18 protein-coding genes are annotated in these 23246 nt (G+C 66.1%); 13 read left to right on the top strand and 5 right to left on the bottom strand.

Features of this window, described 5'->3' with window-relative positions; genetic code table 11:
• The first annotated feature begins 52 nt into the window (after window positions 1-52).
• From CAG31_RS20715 to CAG31_RS20695, 5 genes are all read left to right on the top strand, one after another.
• Window positions 53-1078, top strand: a complete 1026-nt coding sequence (locus CAG31_RS20715; RefSeq protein WP_085584617.1) for a histone deacetylase family protein — start codon at window positions 53-55, stop codon at window positions 1076-1078.
• Window positions 1079-1358: 280 nt separating this feature from the next.
• Window positions 1359-3263: a sigma-54-dependent Fis family transcriptional regulator gene (locus CAG31_RS20710; protein ID WP_085584615.1), complete on the top strand. Its 1905-nt coding sequence runs from the start codon at window positions 1359-1361 to the stop codon at window positions 3261-3263.
• Window positions 3263-4987, top strand: coding sequence for an ABC transporter ATP-binding protein (locus tag CAG31_RS20705; protein WP_085584613.1), 1725 nt, complete (start codon window positions 3263-3265; stop codon window positions 4985-4987). The genes CAG31_RS20710 and CAG31_RS20705 overlap by 1 nt, the downstream gene beginning before the upstream one ends.
• The gene (locus CAG31_RS20700) at window positions 4984-5661 is read left to right on the top strand and encodes a S8 family serine peptidase (RefSeq protein WP_085584611.1); all 678 of its coding nucleotides are present in this window, start codon (window positions 4984-4986) and stop codon (window positions 5659-5661) included. The genes CAG31_RS20705 and CAG31_RS20700 overlap by 4 nt, the downstream gene beginning before the upstream one ends.
• A complete protein-coding gene (locus CAG31_RS20695) occupies window positions 5658-6956 on the top strand; it encodes an NAD(P)/FAD-dependent oxidoreductase (protein ID WP_085584609.1) in 1299 nt (432 codons plus the stop codon). Before CAG31_RS20700 ends, CAG31_RS20695 begins: the two co-directional genes overlap by 4 nt.
• Before the next feature lie 108 nt (window positions 6957-7064).
• On the opposite strand, the gene CAG31_RS20690 is transcribed toward CAG31_RS20695, so the two are convergent.
• Window positions 7065-8555 carry an aldehyde dehydrogenase gene (locus CAG31_RS20690; protein WP_085584607.1) on the bottom strand — a complete coding sequence of 497 codons (1491 nt, stop codon included), beginning with the start codon at window positions 8553-8555 and terminating at the stop codon, window positions 7065-7067.
• A 394-nt stretch (window positions 8556-8949) separates the two neighbouring features.
• On the opposite strand from CAG31_RS20690, the gene CAG31_RS20685 reads away from it, so the two are divergent.
• Window positions 8950-9150, top strand: a complete 201-nt coding sequence (locus tag CAG31_RS20685) for a hypothetical protein (protein WP_085584605.1) — start codon at window positions 8950-8952, stop codon at window positions 9148-9150.
• Window positions 9151-9461: 311 nt separating this feature from the next.
• On the opposite strand, the gene CAG31_RS20675 is transcribed toward CAG31_RS20685, so the two are convergent.
• Together CAG31_RS20675 and CAG31_RS20670 are read right to left on the bottom strand one after the other, a co-directional pair.
• Window positions 9462-9818 (bottom strand): hypothetical protein, encoded by a 357-nt coding sequence (locus CAG31_RS20675; protein ID WP_085584601.1) that lies wholly within the window; start codon window positions 9816-9818, stop codon window positions 9462-9464.
• A 155-nt stretch (window positions 9819-9973) separates the two neighbouring features.
• The gene (locus CAG31_RS20670; RefSeq protein ID WP_085584599.1) at window positions 9974-11920 is read right to left on the bottom strand and encodes an amidohydrolase; all 1947 of its coding nucleotides are present in this window, start codon (window positions 11918-11920) and stop codon (window positions 9974-9976) included.
• Window positions 11921-12290: 370 nt separating this feature from the next.
• On the opposite strand from CAG31_RS20670, the gene peaA reads away from it, so the two are divergent.
• From peaA to peaD, 4 genes are all read left to right on the top strand, one after another.
• Window positions 12291-13871: a quinohemoprotein amine dehydrogenase subunit alpha gene (gene peaA, locus CAG31_RS20665; protein ID WP_085584597.1), complete on the top strand. Its 1581-nt coding sequence runs from the start codon at window positions 12291-12293 to the stop codon at window positions 13869-13871.
• Between the two features lie 82 nt (window positions 13872-13953).
• A complete protein-coding gene (peaB, locus tag CAG31_RS20660) occupies window positions 13954-15384 on the top strand; it encodes a quinohemoprotein amine dehydrogenase maturation protein (RefSeq protein ID WP_085584595.1) in 1431 nt (476 codons plus the stop codon).
• Between the two features lies 1 nt (window position 15385).
• On the top strand, window positions 15386-15709 hold the full coding sequence (gene qhpC / locus CAG31_RS20655; RefSeq protein ID WP_033061173.1) for a quinohemoprotein amine dehydrogenase subunit gamma: 324 nt from the start codon (window positions 15386-15388) through the stop codon (window positions 15707-15709).
• A 23-nt stretch (window positions 15710-15732) separates the two neighbouring features.
• Window positions 15733-16851: a quinohemoprotein amine dehydrogenase subunit beta gene (peaD, locus tag CAG31_RS20650; protein ID WP_085584593.1), complete on the top strand. Its 1119-nt coding sequence runs from the start codon at window positions 15733-15735 to the stop codon at window positions 16849-16851.
• 170 nt (window positions 16852-17021) lie between these two features.
• On the opposite strand, the gene CAG31_RS20645 is transcribed toward peaD, so the two are convergent.
• Window positions 17022-17426, bottom strand: coding sequence for a lysozyme inhibitor LprI family protein (locus CAG31_RS20645; RefSeq protein WP_085584591.1), 405 nt, complete (start codon window positions 17424-17426; stop codon window positions 17022-17024).
• A gap of 124 nt (window positions 17427-17550) precedes the next feature.
• Here CAG31_RS20645 and CAG31_RS20640 point away from each other — a divergent pair, with 124 nt between their 5' ends.
• Window positions 17551-18039 (top strand): SRPBCC family protein, encoded by a 489-nt coding sequence (locus CAG31_RS20640; RefSeq protein WP_085584589.1) that lies wholly within the window; start codon window positions 17551-17553, stop codon window positions 18037-18039.
• Window positions 18032-18847 (top strand): aminoglycoside phosphotransferase family protein, encoded by an 816-nt coding sequence (locus CAG31_RS20635; RefSeq protein WP_085584648.1) that lies wholly within the window; start codon window positions 18032-18034, stop codon window positions 18845-18847. The genes CAG31_RS20640 and CAG31_RS20635 overlap by 8 nt, the downstream gene beginning before the upstream one ends.
• Before the next feature lie 324 nt (window positions 18848-19171).
• Here the strand turns inward: CAG31_RS20635 and acnA are convergent, their stop codons facing one another.
• The gene (gene acnA, locus CAG31_RS20630) at window positions 19172-21913 is read right to left on the bottom strand and encodes an aconitate hydratase AcnA (RefSeq protein WP_085584587.1); all 2742 of its coding nucleotides are present in this window, start codon (window positions 21911-21913) and stop codon (window positions 19172-19174) included.
• Window positions 21914-22123: 210 nt separating this feature from the next.
• Here acnA and rlmM point away from each other — a divergent pair, with 210 nt between their 5' ends.
• Window positions 22124-23200, top strand: coding sequence for a 23S rRNA (cytidine(2498)-2'-O)-methyltransferase RlmM (gene rlmM, locus CAG31_RS20625; RefSeq protein ID WP_085584585.1), 1077 nt, complete (start codon window positions 22124-22126; stop codon window positions 23198-23200).
• Window positions 23201-23246 lie beyond the last annotated feature (46 nt).

The raw sequence follows: 23246 nt of genomic DNA, 5'->3' as shown, positions 1-23246 counted from the left end.
AGGGATCGCAGCCGACTGCATGCCTTAAGCGGACAGACAGGAATTTCACCCCATGCGCAGTTTTTTCCACCCCGAACAATTGCTCCACCATCCTCGCAGCTACTACTCACGCGGGCAGATGCGCACGCCCCAGGAAGTCCCCGAGCGCGCGCAGCGGCTGGTCCAGGCCGCCCACGGTCTGGGCTTTGCCGTCGAGCCACCGGCCGATGCCGGCCTCGCGCCGTTGCTGGCGGTGCACGGCGCGCCCTATCTGGCCTTCCTGCAGGAAGCCCATGCGCGCTGGAAAGAGATCCCCGAAGACTGGGGCGACGAAGTGATGTCGAACATCTTCGTGCGTGAGCCCAACGCCTTGCGCGGCGTCCTCGCCCAAGCCGCGCGCTACCTGGCCGACGGCAGTTGCCCGGTCGGCGAACAGACGTGGCGCTCGGCCTACTGGTCGGCGCAGTGCGCGGTGGCCGGTGCCCAGGCGCTGATCGATGGCGAACCGGCGGCCTACGCCCTGTGCCGTCCGCCGGGGCACCATGCCCGTGCCGAAGCGGCGGGGGGCTTCTGCTACGTGAACAACGCGGCGGTGGCGGCGCAGGTGCTGCGCGGCGCCTTCGGCAAGGTCGCGGTGCTCGACACCGACATGCACCACGGCCAGGGCATCCAGGAAATCTTCTACGACCGCGATGACGTGCTTTACGTCTCGGTGCACGGCGACCCGACCAACTTCTACCCGGGCGTGGCCGGGTTCGCCGACGAGCGCGGCACCGGTGCGGGGGAGGGCTTCAACCTCAACCTGCCGATGGCCCACGGGGCGAGCGAGGCGGACTTCCTCGCTCAACTGGATATTGCGCTGGCGGCGGTGCGCGGGTTCGGGGCGCAGGTGCTGGTGCTGTCGCTGGGGTTCGACATCTATGAGCTCGACCCCCAGAGCAAGGTGGCGGTGACCCGTGAAGGGTTCGCCGCGCTGGGCGAGCGCATCCGCAGCCTGGGCTTGCCGTGCCTGATCGTGCAGGAGGGCGGGTATCACCTGGAGAGCCTGGAGGACAATGCGCGGGCGTTCTTTGTGAATGCCCAGGTGTGGCAGCGCTGAGTTTGTCGTTGCCTCACCGACGTCATCGCCAGCAGGCTAGCTCCCACAGTTTTTGTGTGTTGCACATCACCGGTGGGAGCCAGCCTGCTGGCGATGGCGTCAGTGAGGACGCCACAGGACAAACCACCTGCTCTCTCTGCGGACTTGGGTGAAACCCGGAGTGTTCATTCAATGCCGCAACCCAGGCGCCATAAGGCTATTGCCATCGTCCTGACGTTAACGTAAACATTGGCGTCAGGACGCTTGAAAAAGCGCAAAGCGGACCGCTCCGGAGCGCTTGATGACTCTAATAAAAAACACCGGCCCCAAGCCCCACCCCGAAGCCCGCCTGGCCCGGGAACGCCTGCACTTGGAGGGGCAAGTCCCCGACGGCGTGCTGCGTGCCGAGATCGACGCCTCGTGGCGGCGCAGCCTGAGCCACGGCGTGCACTTCAACGCCAAGCATGAGCTGGCGCTGGCCTCCGGCGCGAGCCTGGAGGTGCTGCTGGCGGGCAACCGTTTGCTGATCGACGCCGCGACGCCGGCCATCGACTACCTGGCCGAGCGCCAAGGCAAGGAAGGCCTGATCATCCTCGCCAACGCCGACGCCACCATCCTGGCGGTCGAAGGGCGCGCCGACCGGCTCAAGGGCAGCGGCCTGCAGGACATCACCCTCGGCGCCTGCTGGAGCGAAGCGGCGCGCGGCACCAATGCTCTGGGCACGGCGCTGGTGGAGGCCCGGCCGACCCTGATCGACTGCGGCGAGCATTACCTGGACCGCCTCACCGATTTCTCCTGCACCTCGGTGCCGATCCGCTGTCCTCAAGGCGACATCCTCGGCGTCCTCGACCTGACCCGCGAAGGCCCGCTCGGCCGCGTGCACGACAGCACCGCGCTGCTGAGCCTGGCGGTCAGCCAGATCGAGAGCCGGGTGTTCCGCAACAGCTTTCCCGATCAGATCGTGCTGGCGTTCCACAGCCGTCGGCAGTACCTCGAATCGCCGTGGCAAGGGTTGCTGGCGGTCAGTCTCGGCGGGCAGATCCTGGCGGTCAGCGCCCAGGCCTGCCAATTGCTGGGGGCCGAGCGCGGGGCGCTGGTGGGGCGGCGCTGCGAAGAGTTTCTCGGCGTCGATGGCGTGCAACTGCTGAGCCGCCTGCAACAGGGCGGGGTCGGCAGCGTGCAGACCGCCAAGGGCGAATTCTTCTACAGAACCCTGCGTGCCCCGGCCCGTTCGGTCAACCTCGGCGGCCCGCCGCGCAGCGTGGCGAAAGCCGCCAAGCCGCAACCGGACCTGGACGCCCTGTCCGGCGGCAACGCCCGCTACGCCCGCGCCCTGCGCATGGCCCGCCAAGGCCTGGCCAATGAATTGCCGGTGCTGTTGCTGGGCGAAACCGGCACCGGCAAGGAAGTGGTCGCCCGTGCCCTGCACATGGCCGGCAGCCGTTGCGACAAGCCGTTCGTCGCGGTCAATTGCGCGGCCATCCCCGAAGGGCTGATCGAATCGGAACTGTTCGGCTACCGCGAAGGCGCGTTCACCGGTTCGCGCCGGGGCGGCATGGTCGGGCGCCTGCAGCAGGCCCACGGCGGCACGCTGTTCCTCGACGAGATCGGCGACATGCCGCTGGCCTTGCAGGCGCGGCTGCTGAGGGTGCTGCAGGACCGCAAGGTGGCGCCGCTCGGCGCCGGAGAAGAACAGGACATCGACGTGGCGCTGATCTGCGCCACCCACCGTGACCTCAAGCGCCAGGTCGAGGACAAGCAGTTTCGCGAAGACCTGTTCTACCGGGTCAACGGCATCAGCGTGAAGCTGCCGGCCCTGCGCGAGCGCGATGATTTCAGCGCGCTGGTCGCCCGCCTGCTGGGCAAGCTCGATGCGCCGCACGCGGTGCTGCACGATGAGCTGGCCCGGCTGTTCGCCGCCTATCACTGGCCCGGCAACATCCGCCAACTGGAAATGGTGTTGCGCACCGCTTTGGCCATGCGCGAACCGGGCGAGACCGTGCTGACCCTCGATCATCTGCCCGACAGCCTGCTGGACGAACTGACGGACATCGACAAGCCCCAGGCCGGCAGCCTGCGCGAGAATGAGCTGGACCTGATCCGCCAATCCCTCGACACCCATCAGGGCAATGTCTCGGCCGCCGCCGACGCCCTGGGCATCAGCCGCGCGACCCTGTACCGCAAACTCAAGCAGTTGCGCCCGTGATGCAGCGCCTGATCGTGCGCCTGATCGACAGCCAGAACCCTGCCGCACTGCAGGCGGCGCTGCGCTGGCTGTACGGTTTCGTGCGGCCGCAGCGCTGGGCGATTGCCGGCCTGCTGGCCCTGTCGGTGTGCGCGTCGCTGCTGGTGCTGGTGCAGCCGTGGCTGGTCAAGCTGCTGATCGACGACGGCCTGCTGGCGCGCGACTTCCCGGTGCTGGTGCTGATCGCGGTGCTGATGATCGTCGCCGGGCTGCTCGGCACGGCGCTGTCGGGGATCAACCGCTACCTGCACACGCGGTTGTCCGGGCGGATCCTGTTCGCCCTGCGCGACGACCTCTACCGGCATTTGCAGACCCTGTCGCCGGGCTTCTACGGCCAGCGGCGCATCGGCGACCTGATGTCGCGGCTGGACGGCGACGTCGCGGAGATCCAGCGCTTTGCCGTGGACTCGCTGTTCTCGGCGGTGTCGAGCGTGATCGGGCTGGTGGCGGCCATTGCCATGCTGCTGACGCTGTCGTGGAAGCTCTCGCTGCTGGCGCTGGTGCTGATTCCGCTCGACGTCGTGTGGCTGCGCTGGATGCGGCGCAAGGTCGAGCGCGATGTGCGGCATTTGCGCGAGCGTTCGGCGGACATGTCGTCGTTCATGGTCGAGACCTTGCCGGTGATGAAGTTCATCCAGTCCGCCGGCCAGCAGCAACGCGAGGCGCGGCGCCTGGAAACCCTGGGGCAGGGCTACATGAACCAGCTGCTGCGCCTGCAGGTCACGGAGTTCTTCACCCAAGCGGTGCCGGGGACGCTGACCTCGCTGTCCCGGGCCTGCGCGTTCCTGATCGGCGGCTATTGGGTGGTGCAGGGCACCTGGCAATTGGGCGCGCTGATCGCGTTTTCCACCTATCTGGGCATGGCCGTCGGGCCGGTGCAGAGCCTGCTGGGGCTGTACGTGGCGATTCAGCGCATGACCGTCAGCCTCGGCCGGGTCATGGAGCTGCGCGGCGAAGCGCCGACCGTGCGTTCGCCGGACGCGCCGCAACCGCTGCCGGCCTCGGGCGAACTGCGTTTCGAGCAGGTGCACTTCAGCCACCCTGGGCGGACGGGCACTTTGCGCGGGATCGAGGCGACGATTCCTGCCGGGGTGAAGGTGGCCTTGAGCGGCGCGTCCGGTGTCGGCAAATCCACGCTGATCGATCTGTTGCAGCGCCACCACGATCCGCAGTCCGGGCGGGTGCTGCTCGGTGGGGTGGATCTGCGTGAACTGGACCTGTTCGCGTTGCGTCGGCGCATCGCCGTGGTCAGTCAGGACATTGTGCTGTTTCGCGGCAGCCTGGCGGACAACCTGGCCTACGCAGTGCCGGATGCCGGCCGCGAGGCGGTGGCCGAGGTGGCGCGGCTGGCGCAGCTCGACAGCCTGGTGGACACGTTGCCCGAAGGCCTCGACAGCCCGTTGGGCGAGCGCGGCCAGCAATTGTCCGGCGGCCAGAAACAACGGATCGCCATCGCCCGGGCACTGTTGCAGGATCCACAGATCCTGGTGCTCGACGAGGCCACCTCGGCGGTGGACGAAGCCACCGAGCGCGAGGTGATCGAGGCCATCGACCGCCTGTTTGCCGGCCGTACGCGGATCCTGATCAGCCATCGGCCTTCGACGCTGGCGGATGCCGACCTGCGCTTCGAGCTGACCGACGGCGTCCTGGTGTGCAAGACCTGCCTTGAGAACGGTGCGGCATGATGCCTGAGTTGCGGATCGGTGTGGTGGACAGCGGGCATTCGGCGCCGCAGCAGGACCGGGTGCTGGTCGGGCAGCGTTTTGTGCTGGCGGACGAGGGGCTGACGCAATCGGCGCTGCAGGGTGATCCCCTGGGCCACGGCACCGCCGTGTTCGACGCCATCAGCCGCCGCGCTCCGGAAGCGCGGATGTGCGTGGCGCAAGTGTTCGACCGGCGTGGCGTCACCAGCGCCTTGCAGATTGCCGCAGCGATCGACTGGCTGGTGGCGCAGGACGTGCGTCTGATCAACCTGAGCCTCGGCCTGCGCCAGGACCGCAGCCTGTTGCGCGAAGCCTGCGCGGCGGCAGTGGCACGTGGTGTGCTGGTGTGCGCGTCGAGCCCGGCCCAGGGCGCGGCGGTATTCCCGGCCAGCTATCCGCAGGTGCTGCGGGTGACCGGCGACGCCCGCTGCACGGACGGACAATGGTCGTGGCTCGACAGCGCGCAGGCGGATTTCGCCGCGTGCGTGCACGGCACGCATCCGGGGCAGTCCGGCGCCAGCCTCGGGTGTGCGGCGTTGAGCGGGCACATCGGCGCCTTCCTGTCGGCCCATCCCGAGGCGAGCAACGGCCAGGTGCTTGATTGGCTGCGGGCCAACGCCTGCTATCGCGGCCCTGAGCGGCGGCTCGGCCCATGACCGCACGGATCGTGATTCTCGGTGCGGGGCCGGCCGGTGCGGCGGTGGCGCTGGGGCTGCGGCGCTTGGGCCTCGCGGTGACGCTGGTCAGCGAATGGCGGCGCTTCGCGGCGCTGGAAGGCGTGTCGCAGCGGGTGCTGGAGGCCTTGCGCGGCGCGGGCCTGAATCGGGCGCTGGCGGAGGCGACGTTGCCGTCGCAACGACAGGTGATCTGGAACGGTCAGCGGCATGCACAGAACATCGAATGGCTGTTGGATCGCCCGGCCTTCGACCGGGGGTTGCGCGAAGACTTGCGCCTGGCCGGTGTCGAGGTGGTCGAAGGTCGGGTGCTGAGCGTGCAGTCTTCGGCGGATGGCCAGCGGGTCGAACTGGACGGCGGTCAGGCGCTGGCGGCGGATTTTCTGGTGGAGGCCCGCGGACGCCAGGCGCCGGCGTCCGGCAAGGGCGTGCGCGGGCCGGAGACGGTCAGCCTGCTCAATCGCTGGCAAGGGACGCCGGGCGTGACCGCCAGCGCCGTGGAAAGCCTGGAGGACGGTTGGGCCTGGATGGCGCGCCGGGCCGACGGCCAGTGTTATTGGCAGTGGACGGTGGACGTGAACAGCGCGCAATTGCCGGCCAAGGCGCAATTGCTGGAGCACTGCCGCGAGCGTCGGCGCAGGTCGCAGATGGCACGGACGTTCTTCGCTGACGACGCCGAGACCGACCTGCAGCTGCATGCCCGCAGCAGCACGGCGATCCTGGCGCCGCAGGTGTGCGGCGAGCGTTGGATCCGCGTCGGCGATGCGGCGATGGCGGTGGATCCGTTGTCCGGCAACGGGATTTTCCAGTCGCTGTCGTCGGCCTTGCAGGCACCGGCGGTGATCAACACGCTGCTGCGCAAGCCGGAACGGGCGGCGCTGGCGCAGCGCTTTCACCGGCAGCGGGTGGAGCAGTTGTTCCTGCGCTTCGCGCGCATCGGCCGGGATTTCTATGCCGATGAGCGACGCTGGGCGGACCGGCCGTTCTGGCAGGCGCGGCAGCAGTGGCCGGATGCTGAGGAGGCTCACGCGGCGGCGGACTTCACCGCGCTGCGGATCGAGCGGATGCCGGTGTTGCGCGACGGGTTTGTCGATGAGGCCGAGGTGGTGGTCACGCCGGATCAGCCGTTGGGGATCTGGCATGTGCACGGCGTCGAAGTGGCGCCGCTGATGCGACGGCTGCGCACCGAGCCGGCGCAGCAGGTGCTGGCCGACTTGACGGCGGAGCAGGGGCGGGCGGTGCGCGGCTGGCTGCTGGCCCAAGGGTTCAAGCCTTGAGCCGTGTGTCGGCAGGCCGGGCCTCTTCGCGGGCTTCTGCGGTGAACTCCGATCCTTCAGCTACCTGAGATCCCCGTGGGAGCCAGCAGGCTGGCTCCCACGGGGTTGTTACAGCTTGATCAACACCGACTTCAGCTCGGTGTAATGCTCGATCGCCGCGTAGCCCATTTCCCGCCCGACCCCGGACATCTTGTAGCCGCCGAACGGCAGCGCCGGATCCAGCGCGCTGTGGCAGTTGACCCACACCGAACCTGACTTGATCCGCGGAATCATCCGGTGCACCGCCGCCAAGTCGTTCGACCAGATGCTGGCGCCCAGGCCGTAGGGGCTGTCGTTGGCCATGCGCAGTGCGTCGGCTTCGTCATCGAACGGTATCGCCACCAGCACCGGGCCGAAGATTTCCTCCTGCACCAGCGGGTGCTTCTGATCGACGTCGACGATCACCGTCGGCTTGACGAAGAACCCCGGCCCGAACTGCTCGCCGCCGCAGGCGATGGTCGCGCCGCTGTCTCGGCCGGTTTCGATGTAGCGGTAGACCCGCTCCTGCTGGCGGGCGGAAATCAGCGGGCCCATCTCCACGCTCGGGTCGAGGCCGTTGCCCAGTTTCATGGCGTTGGCGATGTCGCTGATGTCGGCCACCACGTTGTCGAAATGCTTGCGCTGCACATACAGGCGCGACCCTGCGCAGCAGACCTGGCCCTGGTTGAAGAAGATCGCGCTGGCTGCGCCGGCGGCTGCGGTCTTGAGGTCGGCGTCGGCCATGACGATGGTCGGCGACTTGCCGCCCAGCTCCAGGGTGACGCGGGTCATCGAGTCCATGGCGATCTTGCCGATCTGCTTGCCCACGGCGGTGGAGCCGGTGAAGGTCAGCTTGTCCACCAGTGGGTTGTGGGTCAGGGCTGCGCCTGCGGTGATGCCGGTGCCGGTGACCACGTTGAACACGCCTTCCGGGTATCCGGCCTCCATCACCAGCTCCGCCAGTTTCAGGGCGGTCAGCGGGGTTTCGTCGGCGGGTTTGAGCACCACGGTGCAGCCGGTGGCCAGAGCCGGGCCGAGTTTCCAGCAGGCCAGCAGCAGCGGGAAGTTCCAGGCGACGATGGCGCCGACCACGCCCACCGCTTCGCGGCGGATGAAGCTGTGGAACTGGTCGCCGGGCATCAACGGCAGCGACACGTCGACGCTGGTGCCTTCGATCTTGGTCGCCCAACCGGCCATGTAGCGCAGGAAGTCGATGGCCAACTGCACATCCATCACCTGCGCGACCGCCGCGCTCTTGCCGTTGTTCAGGCATTCCAGCTGGGCCAGCAGTTCGGCGTCGCGCTGCATCAGGTCGGCGAGTTTCCACAACAGGTTCTGCCGCTCCCGGGGGCGGGTGCGGCTCCAGGCCGAATCGTCGAAGGCCTGCCGGGCGGCCAGCACGGCACGGTCGACGTCCTCCGGCGTGGCCCGGGGCACCACGCACAGCACCTCGCCGGTGGCTGGGTTGTGCAGGGGCATGGTCTGGCCGTCGGCGGCTTCGGTCCAGTCGCCGCCGATCAGCATGCGCGGCGGACGCTGGATGAAGGCCGAGGTGGCGGGAAGCAGATACGGCAGGGGCATGGCGAGAACCTCTTGTTGTTCGATGGGATCGGGAGGGGGGCTTTCGCAATGGCAGTCGCAATGGCCGTGCCAAGGGCTGTAAGCGGGCGTGGCTGTGCACTGGCGCGGAGCAGGACGGGCTAGAAGGAGGGGATTTGTCGCAAAACGCGACAGTCGGTGAGATGCCGGATACGGGGCGCCGCCGTTCAGGCTGGGCCGGAACCCGCTGGGCATGATCGGTCGAGGGCGCGATTGTGTGTCCGAGTGTTGAATCCGGCTGGTGGATTCAAGGGGCCGACGCTACCTTTCGTCTCCATGAACGTTTCGCAGGCGGCATGGGGGGCGGATTCCCGATTGCCGTCATGCGGTGAACCCTGCCACGGAGTTGGCGGGAGAATGTCTGGCAAGGATGTCGATGAACAACAAAACCATTCGATGGATGACCAACCTGCTGTTGTGCATCGGTACGGGATTCATGGTGACGGGGGCCGCGGCTTTGTTGATCGGCGACGTGGTCGAGGCTGAAGAGGTTCGTACGGGGGCCTCGATGGCTGTCGTCAGCTTCTTTGTGATCGTTGCGTCCTATGTGGTCGCGGTACTTGAGGAGGATTTATGACGGTTCTGATCTTGTCCTTGTGGTCGCTTGGCATTCTTTTGCTGATCGCCTTTGCGGTCTACAGGGATCTGCGTATGTCCCCACCGGCCAACCGGAGGCAGCGCCAAAGAGACAGGAAGCAGGCAAGCGGGGCGGTTCCGGCAGAGCAAGGGCTCGCCTGTCGCGAGCCGGGCGCACGGTACGAGGTGCATCCAGACAAGCCTGTTCGCTAGCGCCTGGTAAGGATCGAACGCGCCCGGAACGGGTGAAGGCCGATTCCGGGCAGGCACAACGAAGGACAATCAGGTGCCAGAGGGCTCTTGGCGGAATATTCAGCAGGCGACTTGGCGGGAGATCTCTTGGTAGGTGTCGCTGTCGGCGGCGATCAGCAGGCGGCGCCGGTCCTTGAGGGTCGCCAGGAACGTCACTTCGGTCTCGTGGCCGGCGAGCATGAACCCGGCGATGGCGCCGATGGGGCCCAGCAGCATGGCCCCGGCCACGCCGTAGCCGATGGCGTCCTTGAAGTTGCTGATCGACTCCTCGTTGGCGACTTCGAGGGTCTTGATCGATGAGAGCGGCAGGGTAAGGCCCGGCCATGGGTGCAACGTTGTCCTGAGCGTAAGGCTTCCGTCCCGGTACACGCCGTCACCTTGCAGAAAATCCCCCGCCAGGACCGTGATGTTTGCCATGACGCATCTCCCTGTCAGCACTGGGTGAACAACCATTTCGCGCCGGGACGGGGGGTACGTCAATCGCCGGGCGATGAACTGCCCTGTGACCGGTTGCCGCTGATCGGGCGCGCACGTACGGCCTGCCAGCCGGACGTCCGCGCCGTCAGCGGCGGTTATTGGGCGAAGACTTTGTGTCCGCCCTTCCAGGTTTCCCTCACGGTGATTTCACGGATCTTGCTGGCCGGGACTTTTTCGTCGAGCGGATCGTCGTCCAAGATCACGAAATCGGCGAAATGCCCGTCCTTCAGCGAGCCGGCCCACTGGTCGGCATGGCACTGCCAGGCCGCGTCGTAGGTGATGGCTTTCAGTGCCTGCTGCCGGGTCAGGCACTGGCCTTCGTTGAGCACCGGCTGGCGGGCGGCGTCTGTGACGAACTTGCCGTTCTCACGCTTGCCTTCCATTTTGCGGGTGACGGCCTGTTCCATGGAGCGCAGCGGGCCCAGCGGCGTGACGGTGCAGTCGCTGTGCAGCGAGATGCGCAGGCCCCGGTCCAGGGCGTCCTGGCACAGGTCGAGCATGCGCGTGGCCTTGTCTTCGAAAATGGCGTTCTCGAACGCGTAGCCCCAGTAGCCGACGTGGCCGATCAGGAAGCTTGGGGAAATGCCCACGCTCTGCAACTGATCCAGGGTGCGCGGGGTGAGCAGCGAGCAGTGTTCGATGCGGTGACGCTTGTCCAGGCCGCTCTTGCCCTTCAGCGCGGTCTTGTAGGCCTGCAGCGTGAACTCGATGGCCCGGTCGCCGTTGGCGTGGATCATCAGCGGCCAGCCGGTGGCCACGGCGTTGTTGAGGGTGGTCTGGTAGGCGTCGGGGAGAGCTTGCGGGGTCGTGTTGTCCGGGCCCGGGTCGCAGAAGTTGAAGTTGCCCACCGGCCGGTCGGTTTTGCAGCAGTACGGTGTGGCCTGATAACCGGTCAGCCCTTGGTTGGAGCCATCCGACACCAGTTTCACCGAGCCTTGGTAGAAGTGCCGGGCGGCTTCCTTGGTCACCGGCTTGTACGGCGGGATGTGGCTGAAGTCCACGCCGTTGCAGGAGGCCGCATAGCCGATGCGCAGGTTGCGCGGGTGGGTCAGGCCGTAGGCTTCCAGGATCAGTTTGGAGGTCGGGTCCACCATCGCGTCATACAGCAGCGTGATGCCGCGGCTGGACGCCGTATGGAAGTAGTCCTTCATGTACTTGAAGATGTTCACCACGTCCAGCGCCTGCACCAGCGGGATCGACAGCAGGGCGGGCGTGATGCCGGCCTCTTCCTGCAGGTTGCCCTTGGTCACCGACAGGAAATTCTCAAAGGTCTTGTAGGTGTCGCGCAGCGCCTGGCTGGCCTTGTCCTGATGGTGATACACCACGTCGCAGGCGGCGGTGTTGAGGTAGACGGTGTGCATGGAGGCGCTGATCAGCAGCAGCGGCCGGTCGGACACGATGCTGTCCAGGTTGCCGGTGGTGTCGGCGTCCTTGGCGAAATCGGCCTTGCAGTAGAACGCGGTGAGCGTGTTCAGCACGCCCGGCTGCCCGGATTCGGTGAACGGCATCAGCGCCGGGTCGACCATGCGTCCCAGGAACCAGCGCGATCGATCGGTGAAATCCGCTGTGCCGAGCCTGTCCTGGATCTTTGCCTTGAGCCAGGCCCAGTCATAGGGATCTTTGAGCTTCTGGGTTTTCTCCTCGATCGGCCCCAGGTCCTCCCAGCCTTCCATGACGCAGGACTGCACGATGTGCGCGTGCGGTTCGATGAGGCCCGGCAGCAGGGTCTTGCCGCCCAGCGAGCGGGTCTGGTAACGGATGCCCCGGGCTTTCATGCGGGCCTCCACCTCGGCCAGGCTGCCCGAGGCGACCACGTCGCCGCCGTGGATGCCCAGCGCTTCGACCCGTTGGGTCATGTTGCCGTCAATCAGGGGGTAGATGGTGCCGCCGGTGAAGACCAGCGATTCGCCGCCGGGCTCCGGCAGCAGCCCGGCGGCCTTGCCGGCGAAGGCCTTGAGGTCGACGGTGTGCTTGAGTGCGTTCCATACCGGGTTTTCGCAGCCGCAATGGGTGCAGCCGTGACCCTTTCCATGTGATCCCATGATCCATTCCTCAGGTTTTCGGTGGTGTGAGGCGTGACGCACTGGCTGTGCGAACAGCAAGCGTAGCAGGCACTTTGATATCGGGGTGTCAGTCGTCGGTCGCGGCGCCGCAGACGTGGCCGTTGTGCTTGTCTCACACTGCAACAGCTGTCGCGAAATGGGACGCGCGGGCCCGTCGCCGGCAGGGTACGGACGCTGCGGTGTGCACGTAACTGCTTGATCGCAAAGCCTGTCCGCAAGCTGGCACGCTCTGTGTATTGCTCAGCTCAGACGTTTCGCTTGCCTCCGTCCGCGCAGCGCCGCCGACGGCAGAAACCATAAGAACGACAAGCCACAACAATAAGAAAGCACCGTGCGAGGTTCGACGTTGATGAAGAGAAGACTCCGATCAGGCATGGGCGCCAGCCTGCTGGCCGTGGCCGCTTGCGTGGCCCTGCATTCGCCGCACAGCCTGGCAGCCCGCGACGCCCAGACCATCCTCAGGGAAACCTGCCAGGGCTGTCACACCCCTGAAGCCGGCGACAAACTGAGCCGCATCAGCCACCAGCGCAAGACTCCGGAAGGCTGGCTGATGAGCATCGCCCGCATGCAGACCATGCACGGCCTGCAGATCAGCGACGAGGACCGGCGCACGCTGGTCAAGTACCTGGCCGACACCCAGGGCCTGGCGCCCAGCGAAACCGACGGCGTGCGCTATGCACTGGAGCGGCGGCTCAACACCGTCGAGCAGTTCGACGAAAAGACCGCGCAGATGTGCGGCCGCTGCCACTCCGGCGCGCGCGTGGCCCTGCAACGGCGCCCGGCCCAGGAATGGGAGCGGCTGGTGAACTTCCACCTGGGCCAATGGCCGTCGCTGGAGTACCAGGCGCTGGCGCGTGACCGCGACTGGTTCGACATCGCCCGCAAAGAGATGGTGCCGCTGCTGGCCAAGCGTTATGCGCTGGACAATCCGGCGTGGCAGGCCTGGCTCAAGACCGCACCCAAGGCTGCGGCGCTGGCGGGGGACTGGAGCTTCAGCGGCCACCTGCCGGGCAAGGGCGAACTGGCCGGGGTGATGAGCGTCACCGCCGACGGCAGCGATACCTTCAAGGTCAGCGTCAAAGGTCAGTACGCCGACGGCAGCCCGTTCAACGGCGACGGCAGCGCCATCCTCTACAGCGGCTACGAATGGCGCGGCAACGTCACCGTCGACGGCGTGACCCTGCGCCAGGTGTTCGCCGCCCAGGGCTCGGCCATGCAAGGCCGGATGTTCGAGGCCGAGCACGATGAGCGGGGCCTGGATTTCGTTGCCGCCAAACAGGGCTCCCAGCGTCTGCTGGCGGTGCAGCCGGGGTATGTGAAGGCCGGCGGCGAGGCCGAAGTGACCCTGATCGGCAGCGGCCTGAACGGCAAGCCGGACTTCGGCAAGGGCGTGCAGGTGCTTGCGGTGCTTGAGCAGGACGCCGACCGGATCAAGGTCAAGGTCAAGGCGGCGGCCGATGCCCTGCCGGGCCTGCGAACGGTCAGCGTCGGCGGCCTGAAAGGCCCGAGCCTGGCGGTGTACGGCACGGTCGACTCGGTCAAGGTGGTGCCGGCGTTTTCGGTGGCGCGGATCGGCGAGGGCGGCGGTTCGACGCCGAAAGTCCAAGGCCGTTTCGACGCCGAAGCCTGGGGCAAGGGCGCCGACGGCAAGCCGTACCGCATCGGTGTGTTCCCGGCGCAATGGAAAGTCGAAGCCTTCGACGAGCGCGCCAAGGAGGACGAAGACGTCAAGTTCGCCGGCACCATGCAGGGCGACGCGGGCGTGTTCACACCGGGCGATGCCGGGCCGAACCCGGCGCGCAAGATGTCCACCAACAATGCCGGCAACCTCAAGGTGATCGCCGCCGTCGACGATGCGGGCAAGTCCCTGACCGGCGAAGGTCACCTGATCGTCACCGTGCAGCGCTGGAACAATCCACCCATTCCGTGAGACGGCCTGAACGCACGAGCTTCAGACACTTTTAGGAATGACCGCCGGCCCCGCCAAGCGGGGCCTGCACAGGAGGTTTGCAATGGGCGCCATCTTGAATCTGGTCGAACGCAACCTGCACGAAGTGCACGTCGACGCCGACCGCATGCTGTTCCATATCCCCAGCAGTTCGCTGTTCGCCAGCGATGAACTGACCGGCACCATCATCGATGCGTTGCGCGGTTCCGGCTGCTCCCCGGAAGACCTGGTCCGGCGCCTCGGCGCGCAGTTCGACGGCGAGGCGATCCACGAGACCCTGCGCGAGCTGATCTCGCTGGAGCTGGTCAGCGACGGCTCGCCGCTGACCCCGGACATCGCCGCCAAACGGGTCGAGCGCACGGCCATCAACACCGTGGTGCTCAACGTCAATACCGGCTGCAACCTGAGCTGCACCTACTGCTACAAGGAAGACCTCGACAAGCCGTCCGCCGGCAAGAAGATGGACGTGGAGACCGCCGTCGCCTCGGTGGAAATGCTGCTGCGCGAGTCGCCGGACGAAGAGCGGTACACCGTGGTGTTCTTCGGCGGCGAACCGCTGAGCAACCGCAAACTCATCGAGTACATGGTCGATTACTGCGAAAGGCGTTTCGGCGAGGCCGGCAAATCGGTGGAGTTCGTCATGACCACCAACGCCACGCTGCTCACCGAAGAGACTGTGGACTACCTCAACGCCCACCGCTTCGGCTTGTCGGTGAGCATCGACGGACCCAAGACCGTGCACGACCGCAACCGCATCACCGTGGGCGGGCAGGGCACCTACGACGTGGTGCGGCGCAAGGCGCAGATGCTGCTGTCGCGCTACGACAGCCGCCCGGTCGGCGCCCGGGTGACGCTGACCACCGGTGTCACCGACGTCGAGACCATCTGGGATCACCTGTTCAACGAGCTGGGCTTTGCCGAGGTCGGTTTCGCGCCGGTGACCTCGGGCGACATCAGCAGCTTCAACCTCTCCGGCGCCGAGCTGGTCGAGGTGTTCGCCAACATGAAGAAGCTGGGCCGGCGTTACCTGGAGGCGGCGCTGGAGCACCGCAACATCGGCTTCTCCAACCTGCACCAGTTGATCACCGACATCCATGAGGGCCACAAGAAAGCGCTGCCGTGCGGCGCCGGGCTGAAGATGCTGGCGGTCGACCACAAGGGCGAGTTGAACCTGTGCCACCGCTTCACCGGCTCGTCGCTGCCGACGTTCGGTAACGTCCATGGCGGCGTGAAACAGGTGGAACTGAACGACTTCCTGTCCCAGCGCCTGGACCGCACCGGCACCGGCTGCCAAGACTGCCGGATCCGCAACCTCTGCTCCGGCGGCTGCTACCACGAGAGCTACGCCCGCTACGGCGATCCGGCCCACCCGACCTATCACTACTGCGAACTGATGCGTGACTGGGTGGACTTCGGCATCGAGGTCTACACCCGGATCATGGCCGTCAACCCTGCGTTCATCAGCCGCTACATCACTCCGCGCAAGGCTCACTGACATGAAACATCTCAAGGCAATCAACAACAAAGCGCAGAAGCTCGATCAGGCCGCGGCCGAGAACCGCATCGAAGAGGTGGTGGCGATGAGTTCCGTCGCCGGCTGCGCCTCGACCACGGATCCGGGCTGGGAAATCGATGCGTTCGGCGGGGTGTCGTCGCTGTGCCAGCCGATGGAGGCGGACCTGTACGGCTGCTCCGACCCGTGCTGGTGGCCGGCCCAGGTGCCGGACATGATGAGCACCTACCCGGACTGGAACAAGGATGCCCAGGCGTCCAACGACAATTGGCGCAACCTCGGCACCGTCTTCCCCAAAGACAAATGATCGGTCAGACAAAGGATTCCAGCATGCACAGCATCAAAGCCTGCGGCCTGGCCGCGTTCGCCGTCCTGAGCGCCTGTTCGCTCAGCGCCCTGGCCGATGAGAACACGGCGTTGCAAGACGGTCACGAATACATGTTGACCACCAACTACCCCAACAACCTGCACGTCATCGACCTGGCCACCGACAGCCTGTTCAAGACCTGCAAGATGCCCGACGCCTTCGGCCCCGGCACCGTGCAGCTGTCGCCGGACCGCAAGACCGCGTACGTGCTGAACAACCATTACGCCGATGTCTACGGCGTGGCGCTGGACACCTGCAAACAGGTATTCCATGCCAGCATCACCCAGCAGCCGGGGGAAAAGGCGCGTTCGATGTTCGCCTTCACCGTCAGTCACGACGGCAAGGAACTGTACGCCATCGCCAACCCGACGCAGATGCTCAACGACCGCTACGAGGTCAAGCAGCCGCGCCTGGACGTGTACGCGACCGACGCCGGGATGAACGCCAAGCCGGTGCGCAGCTTCCCGGCGCCGCGGCAGCTGACGATCATGCAGAGCGGCGACGACGGCACGCTGTATGTGGCGGGGGCCGATGTGTACAAGGTCGACGTGAAGACCGGCAAGTTCGACGTGCTGATCCCCAGCCGCCATTGGAAACGCCCCAACTACAGTGCGCCGGACGTGCTCTATGTGTGGAACCAGCAGACCTACCGGCATGATTTCTCGCTGCTCTACACGGCGGCGAAGTTCAAGGACAAGAAGCAGGATCCGGCCACGGCCGACTACCTGTACGGCCTGTTCAGCGTCGACCTGAAGACCGGCAAGACCGAAACCACGGACTTCGGCCCGTTGACCGAGATCTACTTCAGCGGCATGCGCTCGCCCAAGGATCCGAACCTGATGTTCGGCGTGCTCAATCGCCTGGCCAAGTACGACATCAAGCAGAAGAAGCTGATCCAGGCGGCGAACCTGGATCACTCCTACTACTGCATTTCGTTCAACAAGGACGGCAGCAAGATCTACCTGGCCGGCACCTTCAACGACGTGGCGATCTTCGATGCCGAGACCCTGAAGCAGACCGGCAGCATCAAGCTGCCGGGCGGGGACATGGCGATCACCACGGCGCAGGTGTTTGTCCGGTAAGGGGCGGCGTCTTCGCTGACGCCATCGCCAGCAGGCGGGCTCCCACAGGGAATCGAGGTGTTCACGCATTCTCTGTGGGGGCCGCTGTTTCATTCGCGCCGCCGACCTTGTGCGAGCGGGCTTGCCCCGGGCGGCGATCCGACGATGAGGCCATCAGGGCCAGACGAGCATCAAGCGCCCGGCACCGGGCAGCCCAGGTCCCCTTCCTCGCATTTCAGGTACTGCTTGAGCGCCTCGGTCCGCGCCTTGGTCACCGAGGTGATGCAGTTGTTGTAGATCAACGGATAGACGCTCCCGCCCGTCACCCCGGACGCCGAGAACTTGCATTCGGCATCGCGGAAGCCGATCCACGCCCGTTGGGCGCCCACCAGCAGCTTCTTGCCGTCGGGGTTGTCCTTCAGGCGCGCGGTGATCTGCTGGTAGACCGCGTTCAGTTCCTTGTCCGCCGCTTTGTTTTCCTGCGCTGCGCACTGGTTCATGGTCGACTGGTCGCTGGCGTTGGCGCAATCGGCGGCCGCGTGGACGAGCGGGGTGAAAAGCAGCGGCGCAAGGGCCAGGAGCAGGCGTGGTGACATGGATTTTCTCGTTGTCTGCGTTAAGGGGACTGTGAAGTTTAGTCGCATCGGGTGCGACGTTTGATACAACTTCGCATTGGACATGTGGTCGAACAGGCCTAGTGTTCAAAACAGGAGGTGACGTATGAAACCAGTACCCAATAGCTTTGAACGCAAGATCACGCTCAAGTCGCCGCGCCCCCATGTCTGGCGCGCGCTGGTCGATGCCGAAGCGTTCGGCCAATGGTTCGGCGTGGCGCTGGAAGGCCGGCGATTCATCGCCGGCGAATGGACGCAAGGGCAGGTCACGTACCCAGGCTATGAGCACGTGCTGTGGAACGTGCTGGTGGAGCGGGTCGAGCCGCAGCAGCTGTTTTCGTTCCGCTGGCACCCCTATGCGGTGAACCCGAAGATCGACTACTCCCAAGAGCCAACCACGCTGGTCAAGTTCGAACTGCAGGACTACGAGAACGGCACGCTGCTGAAGGTGTCCGAGTCGGGCTTTGCGCACATCCCCGACGTGCGCCAGAAGGAGGCCTACTACATGGACAGCCGTGGCTGGGAAGAGCAGTTGAGCCGGTTGGAGCATTTCCTGACCGAGAGCGAACGGGCCCGCGAGCGTGAAGGTGGCTGAGCGCGACGTGTTCGGGCCGTGGCTGCAGCGCTGGGCGCTGGTGCCGGACGGCGAGCCGGTCATCACCCTCGGCAGCCGCCTGCTGCCGGTGCGTCAGGGCGATGCTCCGGCGATGCTCAAGGTCGCCGTGGACGCCGAAGAGAAATTCGGCAACCTGCTGATGACCTGGTGGGACGGCGAGGGCGCAGCGCGGGTGATCGCCCATCACGGCGACGGCCTGCTGCTGGAACGGGCCATGGGCCGCCGTTCGCTGATGCGCATGGCGCTCAACGGCGAGGACGACAAGGCCAGCCGGATCCTCTGTTCGGCGTTGGCGCGCCTGCATGCCCCGCGTCCGTCGCCGCCTCCGCCGCTGGTGGAGCTGGCGCCGTGGTTCGCCTCCCTGCGCCAGGCGGCCGAGCGCCACGGCGGGCCTTACGTGAAGAGCCTGCGCACCGCCGAAGCCCTGCTTGCCGAGCCGCAGGACGTGGTGGTGCTGCACGGCGACATGCACCACGACAACGTGCTCGATTTCGGGCCGCGGGGCTGGCTGGCCATCGATCCCAAGCGGGTGCGCGGCGAGCGTGGATACGACTACGCCAACCTGATCTGCAACCCCGAACTGCCGACGGCGGGCGATCCCGGACGCTTCCGCCGGCAGGTCGAGGTGATCGCCGAAGCGGCGGGGCTGGAACGCCGGCGGCTGCTGCAATGGGTGTTGGCGTTCGCCGGCCTGTCGGCCGCGTGGTTCCTGGAGGATGACGACCGCCAAGCCGCTGCCGGGCAGCTGCAAGTCGCGCAGTTGGCGGCTTCGGCGCTCGAAGCCTGACAGGCGTAGGGGATTTCGGAAGGGGTGCTATAGCGAATGTCTTACACGCACTGGTAGCTTTTTCGACTTTTCCAGATTGGATCCGATGCGTAATCTAGCCACATCAACTGAAGCACAGGGAGTGTTTCAGGATCATGGATGATCGACCATGAGCAAGGATCGCTGCCGACAGGGAGTCGATAATGGTCTTGGGAAAAACCCGCTTCGGCGGGTTTTTTTTCGTCTGCAGGAAAGTGCCCTTGTGGCAAGGGAGCTTGCTCCGGTTGGCGCGCGCAGCGGGCCAATAAAGCAGGCCCGCTGCGCAGTCCGACGGGCATGCGCCCCTCAGGACGCGATCAACTGCCGCAGCACGTAATGCAGGATCCCGCCGGACTTGAAGTACTCCACCTCGTTCAGGGTGTCGATGCGGCACAGCACCTCGACCTTCTCCTGACGCCCGTCCTCCCGGGTGATCACCAGCGTCAGGTTCATCCGCGGCGTCAGTTCCGCGCCGCTCAGGCCCTGGATGTCCAGGGTTTCCCGACCGGTGAGGTTCAGGCTCTTGCGGTTCTGATCCAGCTTGAACTGCAACGGCAATACGCCCATGCCCACCAGGTTGGAGCGGTGGATGCGTTCGAAGCTCTCGGCGATCACGGCCTTCACGCCCAACAGATTGGTGCCCTTGGCTGCCCAGTCACGGCTGGAGCCTGTGCCGTACTCTTGGCCGGCGATCACCACCAGCGGCGTGCCCGACGCCTGATAGCGCATCGCCGCGTCGTAGATCGCCAGTTTTTCGCCGGTGGGGATGTACAGCGTGTTGCCGCCTTCCTCGCCGCCGAGCATTTCGTTGCGGATCCGGATGTTGGCGAAGGTGCCGCGCATCATCACTTCGTGGTTGCCCCGGCGAGAGCCGTAGGAGTTGAAGTCCCGCGGCTCCACGCCCAGCTCGCGCAGGTAACGCCCGGCCGGGCTGTCGGCCTTGATGTTGCCGGCAGGGGAGATGTGGTCGGTGGTCACCGAATCGCCCAGCAGCGCTAGGATCCGCGCGCCCCGGACATCGCCGATCGCCGGCAGGGGTCCTGCGACGTCGTCGAAGAACGGCGGGTGCTGGATGTAGGTCGAGTCCGCCTGCCAGACGTAGGTCGCGGCCTGCGGGACCTGGATGGCTTGCCACTGCTCGTCGCCGGCGAACACCTCGGCGTACTCCTTGTGGAACATCGCGGTGTTGACCTGGTTCACCGCGTCGGCGATCTCCTGGCTGCTGGGCCAGATGTCGCGCAGGTACACCGGACGGCCTTGCGCGTCTTCGCCCAACGGCTCGCGGCTGATGTCGGTGCGCACGCTGCCGGCCAGGGCATAGGCGACCACCAGCGGCGGCGAGGCCAGCCAGTTGGTCTTCACCAGCGGATGCACACGGCCCTCGAAGTTGCGGTTGCCGGACAGCACCGACGCCACGGTCAGGTCGGCCTGCTGGATGGCTTTCTCGATCGGCTCCGGCAGCGGTCCCGAGTTGCCGATGCACGTGGTGCAGCCATAGCCGACCAGCGAGAAGCCGAGCTGGTCGAGGTACTTCGTCAGTCCCGCCGCCCGGTAATAGTCGGTGACCACCTTGGAGCCCGGCGCCAGCGAGCTCTTGACCCACGGCTTGCGGGTCAGGCCCTTTTCCACGGCTTTTTTCGCCAGCAGGCCGGCGGCCATCATCACGCTGGGGTTGGAGGTGTTGGTGCAGGAGGTGATCGCGGCGATCACCACCGCACCGTTTTTCAGGCGATAGGTACTGCCCTCGTACTCGTAATCGGTTTCGCCGGCCATGTCGGCGTTGCCCACCGCCACACCGCCGCCGCCCTCGCTTTCGAGGCGGCCTTCGTCTTTGCTGGCGGGCTTGAACTGCAGATCGAGGAAGTCGCTGAACGCCTGGCCGACATCGGGCAGCGCCACCCGGTCCTGCGGCCGTTTGGGACCTGCGAGGCTGGCTTCGACGCTGCCCATGTCCAACGCCAGGCTGTCGGTGAACAGCGGCTCCTGGCCGGGCAGGCGCCACAGGCCCTGGGCCTTGGTGTAGGCCTCGACCAGTTTGACCACCTCGGCGGGGCGGCCGGACAGGCGCAGGTAGTCCAGCGTGACGTCATCGACCGGGAAGAATCCGCATGTGGCGCCGTATTCCGGGGCCATGTTGGCGATGGTCGCACGGTCGGCCAGCGGCAGGTCGGCGAGGCCGTCGCCGTAGAACTCGACGAATTTGCCGACCACGCCTTTCTTGCGCAGCATCTGGGTCACGGTCAGCACCAGGTCGGTGGCGGTGATGCCTTCCTTGAGCTTGCCGGTGAGCTTGAAGCCGATGACCTCCGGGATCAGCATCGACACCGGCTGGCCGAGCATCGCCGCTTCCGCCTCGATCCCGCCGACGCCCCAGCCGAGCACGCCCAGACCGTTGATCATGGTGGTGTGGGAGTCGGTGCCGACCAGCGTGTCCGGGAAGGCATACGTGCGGCCGTCCTCGTCCCGGGTCCACACCGTGCGTCCCAGGTATTCGAGATTGACCTGGTGGCAGATCCCGGTGCCCGGCGGCACCACGCTGAAGTTGTCGAAGGCGCTCTGGCCCCAGCGCAGGAACGCATAGCGTTCGCCGTTGCGCTGCATTTCGATGTCGACGTTCTGTTCGAAGGCGCTGGCGGTGGCGAACTTGTCCACCATCACCGAGTGGTCGATCACCAGGTCCACCGGCGACAGCGGATTGATCCGCTGCGGGTCGCCGCCGGCCTTGGCCACGGCGGCGCGCATCGCCGCCAGGTCGACCACGGCGGGCACGCCGGTGAAGTCCTGCATCAGCACACGGGCAGGGCGGTACTGGATCTCGCGGTCGGAGCGGCGCTCCTTGAGCCAGGCGGCGATCGCCTTGAGGTCGGCGCCGGTGACGGTCTTGCCGTCCTCCCAGCGCAGCAGGTTCTCCAGCAGCACCTTGAGCGACATCGGCAGCCTGTCGATGTCGCCCAGGCTTTTGGCGGCCTCCGGCAGGCTGAAATAGTGATAGGTCTTGGTGTCGACCGGCAGGGTCTTGAGGGTGTTCAGGCTATCGAGGGACGGCATTGCGATCACTCCTTTGAATCCGCACGGCTACGGATTGAGGGGACGAACTGAGCTTTAAACCTAGCCCCGTTTCCGGTAGCTGGCTAATCACTCGACTCTATAGACAGAACCAAGGTTCCGAACTCGGCTATCATGCGCCGGTTTTCGTGACAGGCTTTGCTACAGGGCAAGTTTGCGCATCGACCCATTGCCAGTTGCCCAGGAGATTCAATGAACACCCTATTCATGCACTGCCGGCCAGGCTTCGAAGGCGAAGTCTGCTCCGAGATTTCCGACCTCGCCGCCCGGCTGAACGTGGCCGGCTACGCCAAGGCCAAGCCGTCCAGCGCCTGCGCCGAGTTCGTGTGCAGCGAAGCCGACGGCGCCGAGCGGCTGATGCGCGGTCAGCGCTTCGCCGAATTGATCTTCCCGCGCCAATGGGCCCGCGGTGTCTTCATCGACCTGCCGGAAACCGACCGCATCAGCGTGATCCTCGCCCATATGGCCGAATTTCCGGTGTGCGGCAGCCTGTGGCTGGAAGTGCTGGACACCAACGACGGCAAGGAGCTGTCGAACTTCTGCAAGAAATTCGAGGCCCCTCTGCGCAAGGCGCTGACCGGCGCCGGCAAGCTGGTGGACGACGCCGGCAAGCCGCGTCTGCTGCTGACCTTCAAGAGCGGCCGCGAAGTGTTCCTCGGCCTGGCCGACGCCGGCAACTCGGCGATGTGGCCGATGGGCATTCCGCGCCTGAAGTTTCCCCGGGAGGCGCCGAGCCGCTCGACCCTGAAGCTGGAGGAGGCCTGGCACCACTTCATCCCGCGTGACCAATGGGAAGAGCGCCTGCACAGCGACATGACCGGCGTCGACCTGGGTGCCGCGCCGGGCGGCTGGACCTGGCAACTGGTGAACCGGGGCATGCTGGTGACGGCCATCGACAACGGCCCGATGGCGCAAAGCCTGATGGACACCGGCCTGGTGCAGCACCTGATGGCCGACGGCTTCACCTTCAAGCCCAAGCAGCCGGTGGACTGGATGGTCTGCGACATCGTCGAAAAACCGGCCCGCAACGCAGCGATGCTCGAGGAATGGGTCGGCGAGGGCCACTGCCGGGAAGCGGTGGTCAACCTCAAGCTGCCGATGAAGCAGCGCTACGCCGAAGTCAAACGCCTGCTCGAACGCATCGCCGACGGTTTCAAGGCCCGGGGCGTCAAGGTCGACATCGGCTGCAAGCAGCTGTACCACGACCGCGAGGAAGTTACCTGCCACTTGCGCCGGCACGACACGAAAAAGTCCAAATCCCGCGGATGACGGAAATGAACACGGTGGCGAGGGCCTTTGCCGCCCGGCGGGGGGG

The organism is Pseudomonas sp. R25(2017), from assembly GCF_002112565.1.
Classification (GTDB): domain Bacteria; phylum Pseudomonadota; class Gammaproteobacteria; order Pseudomonadales; family Pseudomonadaceae; genus Aquipseudomonas; species Aquipseudomonas ekonensis.
Note: the sequence above shows the minus strand (reverse complement) of the source record. Positions and strands in the feature narration are given on the sequence as shown.